Origin of the sequence: Paenibacillus sp. FSL P2-0173 (assembly GCF_038008045.1) — a bacterium.
Taxonomy (GTDB): domain Bacteria; phylum Bacillota; class Bacilli; order Paenibacillales; family Paenibacillaceae; genus Paenibacillus; species Paenibacillus polymyxa_B.
The window spans coordinates 35,832-48,766 of sequence record NZ_JBBOYK010000008.1 but is presented as its reverse complement, the minus strand read 5'-3'; the positions used below and the strand labels follow the sequence as shown (position 1 = coordinate 48,766).

The 12,935-nt window shown below is 44.3% G+C and carries 16 protein-coding genes and 1 riboswitch; of the genes, 8 read left to right on the top strand and 8 right to left on the bottom strand.

Features of this window, described 5'->3' with window-relative positions:
- Window positions 1–27 precede the first annotated feature (27 nt).
- On the top strand, window positions 28–327 hold the full coding sequence (locus tag MKX30_RS26285) for a 4a-hydroxytetrahydrobiopterin dehydratase (RefSeq protein WP_007428083.1): 300 nt from the start codon (window positions 28–30) through the stop codon (window positions 325–327).
- Window positions 328–405: 78 nt separating this feature from the next.
- On the opposite strand, the gene MKX30_RS26280 is transcribed toward MKX30_RS26285, so the two are convergent.
- The 4 genes from MKX30_RS26280 to MKX30_RS26265 all read right to left on the bottom strand — a co-directional run bounded on the left by MKX30_RS26280 (window position 406) and on the right by MKX30_RS26265 (window position 4,987).
- Window positions 406–912 carry a GNAT family N-acetyltransferase gene (locus MKX30_RS26280; RefSeq protein WP_028542599.1) on the bottom strand — a complete coding sequence of 169 codons (507 nt, stop codon included), beginning with the start codon at window positions 910–912 and terminating at the stop codon, window positions 406–408.
- A gap of 303 nt (window positions 913–1,215) precedes the next feature.
- Window positions 1,216–1,716: a C40 family peptidase gene (locus MKX30_RS26275; RefSeq protein WP_025723776.1), complete on the bottom strand. Its 501-nt coding sequence runs from the start codon at window positions 1,714–1,716 to the stop codon at window positions 1,216–1,218.
- A 5-nt stretch (window positions 1,717–1,721) separates the two neighbouring features.
- Window positions 1,722–1,859, bottom strand: a riboswitch (cyclic di-AMP (ydaO/yuaA leader).
- Between the two features lie 276 nt (window positions 1,860–2,135).
- Entirely contained in the window at window positions 2,136–2,963 is an 828-nt protein-coding gene (locus MKX30_RS26270; protein WP_341063872.1) for a hypothetical protein, read from the bottom strand.
- An 11-nt stretch (window positions 2,964–2,974) separates the two neighbouring features.
- On the bottom strand, window positions 2,975–4,987 hold the full coding sequence (locus tag MKX30_RS26265) for a M1 family metallopeptidase (protein WP_075153526.1): 2,013 nt from the start codon (window positions 4,985–4,987) through the stop codon (window positions 2,975–2,977).
- A 124-nt stretch (window positions 4,988–5,111) separates the two neighbouring features.
- Between MKX30_RS26265 and MKX30_RS26260 the strand changes: the two genes are divergently transcribed.
- Together MKX30_RS26260 and MKX30_RS26255 are read left to right on the top strand one after the other, a co-directional pair.
- Window positions 5,112–5,618: a YwhD family protein gene (locus MKX30_RS26260; protein WP_028542596.1), complete on the top strand. Its 507-nt coding sequence runs from the start codon at window positions 5,112–5,114 to the stop codon at window positions 5,616–5,618.
- A gap of 170 nt (window positions 5,619–5,788) precedes the next feature.
- Window positions 5,789–6,340, top strand: a complete 552-nt coding sequence (locus MKX30_RS26255) for an NAD(P)H-dependent oxidoreductase (protein ID WP_341063871.1) — start codon at window positions 5,789–5,791, stop codon at window positions 6,338–6,340.
- 9 nt (window positions 6,341–6,349) lie between these two features.
- Here the strand turns inward: MKX30_RS26255 and MKX30_RS26250 are convergent, their stop codons facing one another.
- Window positions 6,350–6,709 (bottom strand): winged helix-turn-helix transcriptional regulator, encoded by a 360-nt coding sequence (locus tag MKX30_RS26250; protein WP_025723772.1) that lies wholly within the window; start codon window positions 6,707–6,709, stop codon window positions 6,350–6,352.
- A 304-nt stretch (window positions 6,710–7,013) separates the two neighbouring features.
- On the opposite strand from MKX30_RS26250, the gene MKX30_RS26245 reads away from it, so the two are divergent.
- Window positions 7,014–7,520, top strand: a complete 507-nt coding sequence (locus MKX30_RS26245; protein WP_025723771.1) for a PTS sugar transporter subunit IIA — start codon at window positions 7,014–7,016, stop codon at window positions 7,518–7,520.
- 99 nt (window positions 7,521–7,619) lie between these two features.
- On the opposite strand, the gene MKX30_RS26240 is transcribed toward MKX30_RS26245, so the two are convergent.
- Window positions 7,620–8,369, bottom strand: a complete 750-nt coding sequence (locus tag MKX30_RS26240) for an MBL fold metallo-hydrolase (protein ID WP_053324346.1) — start codon at window positions 8,367–8,369, stop codon at window positions 7,620–7,622.
- A 142-nt stretch (window positions 8,370–8,511) separates the two neighbouring features.
- On the opposite strand from MKX30_RS26240, the gene MKX30_RS26235 reads away from it, so the two are divergent.
- The 3 genes from MKX30_RS26235 to MKX30_RS26225 all read left to right on the top strand — a co-directional run bounded on the left by MKX30_RS26235 (window position 8,512) and on the right by MKX30_RS26225 (window position 10,144).
- Window positions 8,512–9,057: a histidine phosphatase family protein gene (locus tag MKX30_RS26235; protein ID WP_028542593.1), complete on the top strand. Its 546-nt coding sequence runs from the start codon at window positions 8,512–8,514 to the stop codon at window positions 9,055–9,057.
- A 61-nt stretch (window positions 9,058–9,118) separates the two neighbouring features.
- On the top strand, window positions 9,119–9,469 hold the full coding sequence (locus MKX30_RS26230; protein ID WP_028542592.1) for a YunG family protein: 351 nt from the start codon (window positions 9,119–9,121) through the stop codon (window positions 9,467–9,469).
- An 84-nt stretch (window positions 9,470–9,553) separates the two neighbouring features.
- Window positions 9,554–10,144: a hypothetical protein gene (locus MKX30_RS26225; protein WP_028542591.1), complete on the top strand. Its 591-nt coding sequence runs from the start codon at window positions 9,554–9,556 to the stop codon at window positions 10,142–10,144.
- A 228-nt stretch (window positions 10,145–10,372) separates the two neighbouring features.
- Here the strand turns inward: MKX30_RS26225 and MKX30_RS26220 are convergent, their stop codons facing one another.
- Entirely contained in the window at window positions 10,373–11,185 is an 813-nt protein-coding gene (locus tag MKX30_RS26220; RefSeq protein ID WP_049828494.1) for a pentapeptide repeat-containing protein, read from the bottom strand.
- A gap of 118 nt (window positions 11,186–11,303) precedes the next feature.
- Window positions 11,304–11,696 (bottom strand): VOC family protein, encoded by a 393-nt coding sequence (locus tag MKX30_RS26215; RefSeq protein ID WP_028542589.1) that lies wholly within the window; start codon window positions 11,694–11,696, stop codon window positions 11,304–11,306.
- Window positions 11,697–11,821: 125 nt separating this feature from the next.
- Between MKX30_RS26215 and MKX30_RS26210 the strand changes: the two genes are divergently transcribed.
- Window positions 11,822–12,871: a hypothetical protein gene (locus MKX30_RS26210; RefSeq protein WP_028542588.1), complete on the top strand. Its 1,050-nt coding sequence runs from the start codon at window positions 11,822–11,824 to the stop codon at window positions 12,869–12,871.
- Window positions 12,872–12,935: the final 64 nt, after the last annotated feature.

Sequence of the window (12,935 nt, the reverse complement as noted above, 5' to 3'; positions counted from 1 at the left end):
CCGTATAAACGGGGAGGAGTTCGTAACATGCCTTTTACACAAGAAGAGATTGAAGCACATCTGGAGAAACTGGAGGGCTGGGAACTGGAGGAAGGACGTTGGATCGTTCGGAAATATAATTTTTCCAGTTTTATGAAAGGGATTGCATTCGTGGATGAAGTTGCCGCTATATCTGAAGCATTCAATCATCATCCATTTATTACGATTGATTACAAGACCGTGACTCTGCGTTTGACCTCTTGGGACGACGGCGGTATTATGGCCGTGGATATTAAGGAAGCCCAACAATATAATGAAGCTTTTGAAAAAATGCGCAGCAGTCATTGAGCTTGTAATGATCTGTCGTATGATGATAAAAGCGCCTTCGCTATACAACATCGCGGTTGTATGCCGAAGGCGCTTTTATCATAGAACCTGGGTTTGGTGTTCGGGACGATATACCATACAAAAAAACGGTTTTTTGCCATCGGGAGTCTGGCGTTCATAGGTATCTGTAAGCTCAAATCCAGCCGCCTTGTAAGCCCGGATAGCGCGCCCATTCCAAGTGAGTACCTCTAGATCAATTTCATTCTTCGGGTTGCGTCGTTGTGCTTCCTCTGCAATGGCACGGACAAAATCAGCGCCTTTGCCATGTCCGCATCTTTCAGGATGCATTCCAAGACCTAGCCGGGTCACACCGATCATAGGAAAATATTGAGCAAATCCCGTCAGCTTATTCTCTTCATCCAGTACGGCAACATATTGCTCTTGGCGAAGCGTGGGACTTCCAAATTCGACTTCAAGCGCCTTCATTTGTTCCCAGGGGAGCCAACCGTATATATTATAAGGTGGATCATAGCGCCACTCACAGATTGCAGCCGCTTGATGCTCGTCCATCGGTACGATCCGATAGTTGGATATTGAGGCCGGCATGTGTTCCATCCTCCTTTTACAGGTACTTCAATCATTAACAACAGATTGTAGACAAGTTGCAGGGGAATGGCAAGCGTGTTTATTTCATACTCAAGTCGGGTATACATTCAATAAGAAGGATTTACTGCTCATATGCTCCCCCAGCGCTGACGGTAAAACCGACGATGTTCGCTAAAATTGAAACCTTTTGAGGCTTCAGTTCGTCAGTAATGATAATAATTGCTGATGTTGTGGACATAAAAAACCGCAATTCGATTCCGGCCAGAATCAAATTGCGGCTAGGGTTAGCTTGCTGTGCGTTAGTTATTCTACGTTGTCGTCATCAGGAATTTCTGAAGCTACAGAATGGTAAGCGTCTGTGCTCATAATTCTTTTTGCACCGACATAGCGGTTAGCGTAATAATTTTCGTTCAGTGAGCTAACTACTACACCACGTGAAGTCGAGGAGTGGGCAAATTTCCCTTCACCTACGAAGATACCTACATGGGAAATGCCTCTTCCTGTGGTGTTGAAGAACACCAGGTCTCCAGGTCTCATTTCGTCGCGGGATACAGAAGATCCCATTTTGAATTGTGATCCGGATTGATGCGGAAGTTTAATTCCCAGTTTGTTGAATACATACATTGTGAAGCCGGAGCAATCGAATCCCTCGAGTGTAGTGCCTCCGCTTCTGTAGCTCGTTCCTTTGGCATCTTGAATGACCTGGTCCATCTTAGAGTCTGCATATGCACTGCCGCCACCGAATGTAAAAGATGTAAAGGCAATGGCAAGACCCATAGCTGCGATCGTTAGCTTCTTCTTCAAAAAAAATATACCCCTTCCAATGCCTGCGAGGTTAGCTTAAGGATTCGGTAGAAGGTTCCCCTATGACCACTCTGTTGCGAGATCAATTCACCCAAACTGGTTCCCCCGCTTCCTAGGTGCCAGGAATTAGGCTTAACTTAAGATGTGCACCTTGGAGAGCAGTATTCACAATAACGTTATTTTTGAGATAAAGGTTACAATAAAGATTACAAAGTTGTTACTATCAGTTCACTGCGATTATTGTAACAAAGACGGCTGGCTTTGGCAAATGTTTCATTGCAAAAAGTTACAAAAAAAATCTGCTCCTAATGTCCAAGGAACAGATGTTGTTAACAGTATTCAGTTATGTGTCGTTTGCGCGGATATGAATCAAGATTTTTCGACAGACGGAAATGAAGTAAAAAACATAAAGGCAGGGCTTAACTTCTACTGGAGATATCGGTATGCCATAGTCTGTACTGCGAACTGATATGCCACAGCCTGACCAGACTAGTAACAAAATGATACGATTGCTGGAGAATGAGCGCCAGCATACCAGTCCAAATCATCGCCACGGTGCCAAATAGACCGAAGACCAGCAGCACACAAGCACCGAGCAAAAGAGATATACCGACAGCTGGGAGGAGCTGGCGAAAGAAGGCGAGCAGGGACGATAGTATGGCGTGACCACCGACAGTCCCCAGTTGCATATACAGGATGCACTGCCGAATGAACCATCCGTATGCCATCCACCCCATGGCATAGGGCAACAAATGAAGCAGGTAAGAGGGAGATTGAAGTGCTCCTGCTACAATAGGGTAGAGTCTCGGTACTACCCAAAAGGCGGGAAGCAGCAGCAGTCCCAACTCGATGGTGTAATACAACAGCGACGACATGCCATGGCGTTTCATACCCTTGAAAAAGGACAGGCTTTGCGGTTCAGTAGCATCGGTATGCAGGCTTTGATATATTCCGGCTCTAATGAAGGGAGTGATCAGTATGCGTAGTACAGTCGCCCCTAGTAGTATCCACAAATAAACATGTACTTCCCGGCTGTCCATCAGAGCAATCTGGCTCTCCATCCAAAACAAGGTCTGTCCCAGCTCGTTTTGACCCTGATCAGGATAACGGAGCAGTAGCGGGATAACGGCAGACTGCACCAGCCGATAGAGAAACACCCCCCACAGTAGTCGATACAGAAATAAAATGATAACGATATAGAATCGTATGCGCACCAGCGCCCAGCCCTCTTTTATAACAGTCCGCATCTATAGACACCTCACCATGACAGACTTCCAAGCAGTGTTTCTAACAGCTTGGTTACACTTACATTCCAACGGGTTTGTTGCTTTTCGTCCAATTCGGCTTTTAGGCTATTGTTAATGTGCTTGTTCTCCAGTGCAATGGTATATAGAGGATCAAGGGTTACATAGGAAACGGGAGAAGTACTTTTGATCCGAAAAGTTGTGCTTTTGCCCGCGCCGTCCCAAGCCTTGAATATCGTGGTACCATCCTTGAAGGTAAATTGGACAGGGATCTTGGGATAATCCGCCCCTTTTTTGCTGACCGTCACGACTGCTTCATATCCATTCTCCAGCTTGTGGTTCGTGATATGATCCACCGAAAAGTCCGCCATCTGGCCGTCATATACATACTGTTCAAAATAGTGGCTCCATGAGCGTCCGGTGGCTCTCTCCACGATACGTTGAAAATCCTGGGAGGATGGATGCTTGAATCGGTACGTCTGGACGTAGGTCCGCATAATCCGATCCATTTTTTTCATACCCACCTGACGTTCAATGCCCCGTAGTACCAGCTTGCCTCGAGAGTAGGCGTTTTGCGCGTACTCAGCAGCCGAGCCGTACTTCCATGACTCGCGGTTTAGCGGCTGTGGGGAGGCTATCTGTCCCGATTGTAATGGCAAGTTGGGGGTAAGCCCATATTCTTGCTCCATAAGCCGCTCCTCTGCATAGGAGGTGAAGCCTTCATCCAGCCACGGCTCCTCAAATTCGTTATTGGCTACCATTCCGTAGAAATATTGATGTCCAATCTCATGAACTAATGTTCGTTCCAGACTATAGCCAGGATTTAGATTACCCGCAGCAGCGGCTGTGATGAGTGTCGGATACTCCATACCGCCGGCTCCATTGCCTGATTTGGGTGGAACCACGATGGATAGGGTGGAATATGGATAAGGCCCGTACCATTTGCTGTAGTACGAAAGAGCGGCCTTCGCTGCGCTCATATAGCGCCCTTTGAGCTCCTTGTGCGACGGGTCAAGGTAGAGCTTGATTTTGACACCAGGGACTTCAGCAGAAGAAAAGGGTTCTTCTACGGTTACAAAGTTGGGTGAAGCGGACCAGGCAAAATCGTGTACATCATCGGCATAAAATTGATATATTTTTTGGCCGTTCTGTCGGACGGCACCACGGGTGGGAAATCCGGTCGCTGCTACGATATGAGTTTCAGGCACCCGAATCCGTACGCTGTAAATTCCAAAATCGGCATAAAACTCGGAGTTACCATGATACTGGTGGAGGTTCCAGCCCTCCTCGGCGCGTCCACGTTGTCCTGCAGTCTCGTAGACGCTGAGCTTCGGGAACCACTGTCCTGCCATTACAAAATCATCTGTCGCACCCATACGAGCGAAGATGGCGGGCAGTTTTACCTCAAACTTCATATATAATGTGATTTCTTCGCCACCTCGTACCGGCTTGGGTAGACGCACCTTCATGAGCGAACGGTCGCCTGCGTTACCGTCATCTGGCTGCACATATTGGATGCGGTGCATGAGAGATAAACCGTCTTCTGTTTTTAGTTCAGTCAGCGTCATGGAGCCAAAGCCGTCTTTGGGCATGGTGTCTCCGCGCAGCTTTCCACCGGATTCCTTCATAAAGGTGGTTTCCATGGAAGAGAAGGCATTCGGGTATAGATGAAGATACAGATCATTCACGGTTTTCTTGCCCGGATGCCTCCAGGTCAGTGTCTCAGTGCCTCGCAAAACCTGTCCTTTTTCCAGAGACACATCAATGTGGTACTCTACCACCCGTTTGCTGAGGATTTCTGTAGCGGGCTGTGGAGGGTTCTTGGGCAGGTCAGGCAGGATGTTTGCCCCTAGAGGCTTGCCCATATTTGGGGCAAGCGCAGACTCAGACAGGGAGCCGTATAGTGGTTGGCCTATGGACTGCGGGTCTGATTGCGATTGGGGCTGCCAGGCAAACCATAACGTCCCTGCGAGGAGACCGAGGGCTAGTGTAGACAATAAAACGATTTTAGTGCGTGCTGGGGTCATACAATGGATACCTCCCGTTGACAAGCATCTACAGCATGTATATGTTTGCTTTCAGGAGATTATTAGTTAAAATATTTATAGTGTAGAATGAGTGTGAAGACGGAAAATGGAGGTCTAGTGACGCATGAGTGAAAATCAGCCGGACGGCAAAAAACAGATTGCACTGAACATTGTCAGTGGCAAGAGTAAACATAAGGGTTTCGGCGCAGGCTCAATCGACCTGAACAGCATGTCCCCGGTCATCATTGACCGAGGAGAAGCGAAAATTGATATCGGTGCCATGCATGCCAAAAGTAAAGTAGAACGTGGTATCAAGTTCTCTACGAATAAAGAGGATGTACCGAATGGACGGCAGGTATGGCTCGTATGGGTAGCCGTGGATCGTACGCCCGAAGGACGTATGTACGGCGGCGCCACCGCCTGCGAGATGCTGATTGACGACGAAGCCAAACGCGGCTGGAAAATCCTCGCCGATCACGTCAACCGTATGGATTACGCGCTCAAGCGTCGTTTCATGCTGGATGATCTCGGCAGCGAAGATAGAGCAGCGCTTAAAAGCCTGCTAATTTCGCATAACGAGGAATGGTGGGACGCTTCGCCTGAGGAATTGAAGCAGGCGCTGGAAGGATAGGCCCAGCGTTAACGCAGTAAAAAAAGCAGCCACTTCTGTGGGCTGCTTTTTTTATTTATCTGAGTTGACACTAACCTTTTAGTAAGTAGTTGTCCTGAAAGTGCATACTTACATATTTGTAGCGCTCACTTTATACTCAAAAATAAATAATACTTAAGGAGGACAATTCTTTGAAAACTCTTGTTATCGTTACACATCCAAGCATCGAGGCATCTGTCATAAATAGGCGATGGGTAGAAGAACTCAAAAAATATCCAGAAAAGTATACTATCCACGAATTGCATAAGGTTTACCCTGACGGGAACATTGATGTGGAAAAAGAGCAGCACTTCATTGAATCACATAGCAATCTCATTTTACAGTTCCCAGTTTATTGGTTTAACAGTCCGCCTCTCCTTAAAAAATGGCTTGACGATGTTTTTGTTTATGGCTGGGCTCATGGTTCAAATGGAGGTGACAAATTAAAGAATCGTAAGGTTGCTTTAGCAGTATCTGCCGGAAGTAAAAAAGAAGATTATAGTGAAGAAGGAAGATATCGCCATACACTTGAGCAGCTATTATCTCCTTTTGAAACAACCTTCCTATATTGCGATGCAGATTATCGTTCGTTCTTTGCGTTTTATGGTACAGAAAAAGAGTCTGGCGAAAATGAGATTGGTACGTCCGAAAGCGAATTGGAGAAAAGCGCACGAGATTATTTGAATTTTATTGACAGCCTGTAATAGGAATGTCTATTGCTGTCCGTCCTCCAGAGCTGGCAAACCATTTTCCTCTCCCCACTCGCACATCATATTTAATAATGGAATGAGAGAAAGGCCACGTTTAGATAGTGAATATTCAACTTTTGGAGGGATCTGGGGAAATTCCTTGCGTATGATAAGGCCATCTGCCTCTAGCTCTTTTAACATGATGCTTAGTGTTTTGAAGGAAATGGTACCGATACTTCGCTTCAGCTCGTTATGTCGCATAACCTTATTTTCAAAAAGCCAATATATAATGATCATTTTATATTTACCGCTTATTAAGGACAACGTATATCCAAAGCCAGTGTCTTTTAGGACCACGCCAGACGGAACACAGGGTTCACTCATAAATTACACTCTCCTTTAGGTAAGTATATAATATGAATGTGCATACTTTACAACTGATCATTATGCAATTTTAGTGAAAGGATGTAAAGTATGCTCGCTATAAAATGTTTCTGTATCTTTAAATGGAGTGATTCTAGAAACGGAGAGGAGCATCTTGACATCCTGGAAAGGCATTCACTATAATTCAGATAGAAATCGCTTCCACTCCTCTTTTTATTCATTTTGTGGAACCGGTTCCTTGAAAGATGTAGTTAAGTCCTATTCACTGTTTATGAATGTAATCTCTAAATAAGGTGGCATCGTTATGTTTAAATGGTTGAAAAAGAAGGCGGCTCCTCGTATTGAAGAATTCGACATGGTAGCACCAATCAAAGGAAAAGTGGTTTCCCTTGAAGAGGTTCCAGATCCTGCGTTCTCTACGAAGGCTATGGGGGAAGGCATCGCTATTCATCCGACTGAAGGTAAAGTGACTGCTCCTTTTACGGGTAAAGTCGTCCACGTGATGGAGAAAAGTAAGCATGCTCTGATCATTGAGCATGAATCTGGTGTACAAATTTTGATACATGTTGGGATTAATACAGTTTCCCTCAAAGGACAAGGGTTTAACCCTCACGTTCAAACAGGAGATAACATTAAAGCAGGGCAATTACTGATGGAGTTTGATCTAGACGCGATTCAACAGGGGGGATTGCCTGTAATTACTCCGGTAATCGTTCCAGACGGGCAAGAGATGATCAGTCATGTGGAGATCTTGGAAGGAACATCTGCCTCTTCAGAAGTACCCGTATTAAGAGTCCACTTAAAAGCCTAGTTCTCATTCAGAAAAGACTAACCAGGAATTCCTGGTTAGTCTTTTCTTTAGATGATTCTCTGATCGGTCAAGGATCGGGCATGACCATGTGATCAAAAGCTAGGATTCACATATTTCAGATATCCGCTGATTACAATTGCCTTCGTACAGCCCTCCATGAAAGCAGATCACTTTTTTAATATCATAAGGCAGCAGGTTTTTAAGAGATTCTTTGGCCATATTGAAATCACAGCAGTATTGCGGGTCTGGAGCCAATAATTTGCTGCTTACTACGCGTAGGGCATCTCCTGCAATCAGGGTTTGACTGGATTTATGATAGAAACTTAGGTGTCCTGGTGTATGACCAGCAGTATCTATAACTACGATCCCCCCACAGAAGGACAATTCCTCTCCGGCAACGATGATGGAGTTTACAATAGCCTTTGGGGGATTTTCAAGTGTACGCCGGAATGCATGTCTCCATTCTACCGGAACGGATTCGGGCATGGAGCTTACAGCTTGATCTATTGCTTCTGGAGTCAGCTTTATAAGCTGTTTTTCTCCTTGTATATAAGGCCTTTCGATAGAACTGGCTAATACTTGAACTGGGGATGAGGAAGCCCGGATTATATCTGTTAAACTGCCGATATGATCAAGATCCTGGTGTGTTATTAATATGGAGGTAAGTTTATGGATTGCTAATCCGGTGTCTAGAATAGCCTCATGTAAAAGTGAGAGTTGCCCGGGGTAAGTCGTATCGACTAAAATCATGTTATCTTCGTCCCACATTAAAGTGGGGTGAATACTCTCTATACTTCCCATGATGTTAGCAGAAACCTGGAGTATGTGTATTCCCTTGTCTAATTGCATCGAATCCCTCCCATAAGAGTTGATGTAATACAAAGGAATCGTATCATGAAATCCAAATATGTAAACCAATATTATAACATAAAAATAATTATTTGTAAATATGCAGAATTTTAAATTTGTGTGACAGTTAAGGAGTGATGACGTGAAGAAAATTTATTTTGTCAGACATGCCCAAGCAACCGGACAGGAACCAGATGCCCGACTCACCGATGAAGGTACCCGGCAAGCTGAGCAGTTGGCTGATTTTATGGAGAATGTAGGTGTGGAATATATTGTGTCCAGTCCATGGAAACGGGCCGTGCGAACCATTCAGCCCTTGGCTGAGCGTAGACAGTTGCAGGTATATACTGATCTACGTCTTCAGGAACGTGTATTAAGCGGTGAGCATCTGGATCATTGGCTGGACGTGCTGGAGCAGACGTATTTGGACGAGGACTTGAAGCTGGAGGGAGGAGAATCATCTCGTGAAGCAGCAGATCGAGGAATCCAGCTTGTCCAGGAGCTTATAGAGCGGGCGGAAAAAACGGTTATCATTGTAACTCATGGAGCTTTACTATCTCTTCTCATTCGACATTACGATCCGCAGTTTGGTTTTGAGGAGTGGAAAAAACTTTCGAATCCAGACATATATTTGCTAGAACTGAAAGAAGCAGAAGCCAAGATTCATAGAGTGTGGAATACGGGTTGAAATAAATAAAGCACGTTCACCATAAGTGCAGAATGGAATCGAAGAGGGAGGCGCATGTTGAATGCAAACCGTTTTTTTAGAATTAGAAAAGGCGTTGTTTCAAGCTTGGTCTTTGGAGTCTAGCTCTAAATGGATAGCAAATAATCCTGCGGCTGGACAATGTGGTGTCACAGCGCTTGTCGTTCAGGACAGGCTTGGCGGCGATATTTTGAGGACATGGCTGGATAGTGGTTGGCACTATTACAACCGCATTGGTGAGGACATTATAGATTTTACGAGGTCGCAATTTTCAATCCCTCCACAGTATCAGGATGTATACTCCAACCGGGAGGAGGCTTTTTCGGACACCAATGCAGAGCAGTATACAGCTTTAAGTCGGAGATTAAAGGAATTTCTGAACGAAGAAGAATAAGGGGATTTTGGTGCATCTTCTGTAGCCTTGATTTATATTAAAATGTTTCCGTAGCCAAATAGGCTTTGGGAGTAGGGAGAGAGTATGATTAACAAATATATAGCAGTTGCGGTTATCGTTCTTGCGATTGTTTGTGGCTTGGTACTGAATGCTTCTAAACAAAATCCAATAACATTAGATCAACAGGAAACAGCCCCAGAAAGTAAAAAATATTCAGGTGAGAAGTACATAACGAAATATACTTATAAAAAAATTAATGATCAAAAGGCTTCATTGATGACATCCAATATTCTTCATGCTACATCGCTGGAAGAGGAGACTGTTGCTCAGTTTAGAGGAGCGCTAATTACTTTATTTGGAGAACCTCAAAGGACATCAGAAAATTTTGAAGAAGCATATGAGTACATAATTAAGGCAACAGATCCAAATGGGCAAAGCTGGATATTGACTGCATACGAGGGACCAGGAGGCCCAGCTATAGGAGGGGACACCGAGAAAGAGTCTATAGAAGAAGTCGCGCAGGATTTGCTGAATCTAATTGAAGCCACAAGGCCCGCTAATTTCGAAGATGTGGGCTATTATGAGGATACTGGATCTACTATTCGTTATGGATGTAAGGAACAAGTCTGTTTTCATCAGGAAAGCACTACAGAGCAATATGCACCGGATAAGTGAAAGTACGGAGTGAACAGTAAAATTTTTGAAGATAAAAGCTGTATTTACGTTATAAAATGAGCTATACTGAGGTAAGAATAGTAAAGGAGTCGTGCGCTAACACGACTCCAGTATACAACCACTGCTTAAAGAGCAGTCGGCAGTAGGGTCCAACAATAGACCGTTACCTTTGTGGGGGGCGGTCTATTTCTTTTTCATGTAGGTAAGCAATGTTTCTTTAGAAAAAAACTAATGCAGCCAATGGCCGGGAATGCTTAGAGAGGGGGGCAGTTTGGTTTTACAATTGCCCTTAGCCGAATTTAATTGCGCTTGTGTAAGGAAAATACTTCCTTCCAGATTAGCTCCACTTAAATCAGCGTCTCTAAAATCCGCACCGATAAGGTCGGTCATTCTCATATCGGCTTCTCGGAGGTCAGCAGCAATAAGTAAAACTCCTCTCAAATTGGCACCCCTAAGATTGGCGCCTCTCAAATTTGCCCCGATAAGGTCTCTACTCCTGATTTTTTTATTATATTTATTGCGCTCTAAGTTTTTCTTACCTTTTTCTCGTACTAACTCACTTGTTTGTAAAAGTAAATCATTGACTAACGCCCTATGGGTTGGTACATGAAGATTTATGAGGGATTTTGGATCTTGATCCGTAAGCTGCTCGGTTTTCGCCATAGCTTTTTGTAAGTCTGTATAGATGGGGTGAGTTTCTTTTAAGTTAAGGGCTTCATTTAGGTAATAAAGCATTTCATGAAGCTGTTGCATGATGGGAAATATACTGAACATTTCCTCAGCTATTGCCGGGTGGTCTCGCCAGCTTTTTCCGTTGTATGTAACTTGGGAAATTTTTTGACCTGCTCCAAAGCAATCATATACCGTACAGCCTCGCAAGCCGTTGTTTCTTAGATTCTTATGAATATCACAACGATAATCCGCATTTAGGTTTTGACAAGGAGTTCCTCCATCCTTATTAAAAGCAAAATCAGCTGATTTTGCATAAGGCAAGGCTACACAGCATAAACCAAAACATTGTTCACAATTTGCACTATACAATAAACACACATCCTTTTACTGGCACCTATTAAATATAATATTACCAAAAAAAGATGGAGCATGGTCTATTGTTTTTTCATAGACTTCTAGAGTCTGCTGGATCGTTTAGAGAAGAAATTTAGTCTTTTGCCAGGTTCAATTGCCATGAGACTCCGTATTTATCTTCAACCCACCCAAATTGTTGGCTTACGGGAGAGGCTTCAAGGGGCATTAGAACTCGGCCTTCCTGAGATAGCTGGTCAAACACGCTATGGATTTCTTCTTCCGAATCACAAGTGACGAGTAGCGATAGAGCTGGGGTAAAAGGGTGTTTGTTGTGATGATTTTGGTCAATAGCCATAAAAGTCTGCCCTTTGAGGTTGAATACGGCATGTAACACGGTTCCATCTTCCTGATGAAAAATGCTCATAATACCAGACGGCTTAAATACAGAGGTATAATATTGCATGGCTTCTTCTGCTTGACCTGAGAACATGAAAAATGTTGTAATTTTTGGACTGGAATCTTGCATGAGATCAACTCCCTAGACTGGATCGTAGATGATAACATCTTTCCTCTTTTTTAATAGAAATATTCAACAGTGGAGAAGTGCTTCATAAAGAAAAGGTATGCAAACATGGGAAAGGGGAAAACAGGATGATGGACGCGACAGCAGGGCTTATTGATATGTTCGGCTCAGGCAAGAAGCTGGACGCCAGCATCATTTCCGCTTATACGGATGTGGTTGCCCAATATGGGACCATGGAGGATGCTTGGGAGTTATACAGGCTTTTTGTAGAAGATCCCCATCATTATATCCGGGGGTTACTCCTCCAGCCGATCATGAGATGCGGGGATGTTACTTTGGCGCAGGATATGTACGAGCGTTACGTTCAAAATCAGGCATCCCCAGAACATATACCTGACGGTGTGCTGTATGTGCTAGGTTATTTGGGTTATGTGGAGGCTGCTGCTGATCTTGTCGCTTTGGTGAATGGGCCATATGGAGTTGCGTCTGTGGATGCCTGTTTGGGACTGGTACATCTTCCATGCGAACCGTATCGTGAACAACTAGCGGCTGAATTGGAAAAAGTGTTGGATCAGAATTTGTTTAATGAATTCTTACCTCTGTTAAGCTTTAAATGCACTACTGAAGATATGATTCCGCGATTGGTACATTGGGGAGAGCAACATGCTTCCGTAGACTGTAATGCAGGAATTATTGCTGGAATAGCATTGTTTGGAGAAGGGCAGAAGGATACGATTCGCTCTATCCTGTGGAATCCGTTTTGGGAGGCTCATGGAACGGCTACAGGCAGTTGTGTGTGGTCTTATTTTGCTATGCAGCATGTAGGGCTAACCTTTAGGGAGCTCGTTCAGGATATAAAAAGCTACGATGCATCCAAAGAAGATGTACAGGCATTGGAATATCGTTTGGACGTGCTATATGAGATGTTGGAACTCAAGCTAAGCTATACAGCCCGACCGATCCGGTTCGCTCGCAGCAATGAGGAATCATTTGGTCAGCTATATAGCGATTTGTTTAGCTGGTCTAACGAACATCACGATGACTCTATTATAGGCTGGATGAATGAACAGTTGGGGGTTGAGCACCGACTGCTGGAACGGTATTATGAGCTAAGGAAACGAGTCGAGATTAAAATGGTGCATGAAATTGAGCTGGAGCATGTTCAGAAAGGGAGTTAATCGTAACAGGAAATAAGAATTTTTGATGTAAAAGGACGAAATAGCGGAGTTTGGCGGCGATATG

Coding starts and splice junctions, on each gene's coding strand:
- MKX30_RS26230 (WP_028542592.1), top strand. CDS start 9,119: ATGCAAACCGTTTTTTTAGAATTAGAAAAGGCGTTGTTTCAAGCTTGG.
- MKX30_RS26240 (WP_053324346.1), bottom strand. CDS start 8,369: ATGCAATTAGACAAGGGAATACACATACTCCAGGTTTCTGCTAACATC.
- MKX30_RS26225 (WP_028542591.1), top strand. CDS start 9,554: ATGATTAACAAATATATAGCAGTTGCGGTTATCGTTCTTGCGATTGTT.
- MKX30_RS26250 (WP_025723772.1), bottom strand. CDS start 6,709: ATGAGTGAACCCTGTGTTCCGTCTGGCGTGGTCCTAAAAGACACTGGC.
- MKX30_RS26270 (WP_341063872.1), bottom strand. CDS start 2,963: ATGCGGACTGTTATAAAAGAGGGCTGGGCGCTGGTGCGCATACGATTC.
- MKX30_RS26280 (WP_028542599.1), bottom strand. CDS start 912: ATGCCGGCCTCAATATCCAACTATCGGATCGTACCGATGGACGAGCAT.
- MKX30_RS26260 (WP_028542596.1), top strand. CDS start 5,112: ATGAGTGAAAATCAGCCGGACGGCAAAAAACAGATTGCACTGAACATT.
- MKX30_RS26210 (WP_028542588.1), top strand. CDS start 11,822: ATGATGGACGCGACAGCAGGGCTTATTGATATGTTCGGCTCAGGCAAG.
- MKX30_RS26245 (WP_025723771.1), top strand. CDS start 7,014: ATGTTTAAATGGTTGAAAAAGAAGGCGGCTCCTCGTATTGAAGAATTC.
- MKX30_RS26285 (WP_007428083.1), top strand. CDS start 28: ATGCCTTTTACACAAGAAGAGATTGAAGCACATCTGGAGAAACTGGAG.
- MKX30_RS26265 (WP_075153526.1), bottom strand. CDS start 4,987: ATGACCCCAGCACGCACTAAAATCGTTTTATTGTCTACACTAGCCCTC.
- MKX30_RS26215 (WP_028542589.1), bottom strand. CDS start 11,696: ATGCAAGATTCCAGTCCAAAAATTACAACATTTTTCATGTTCTCAGGT.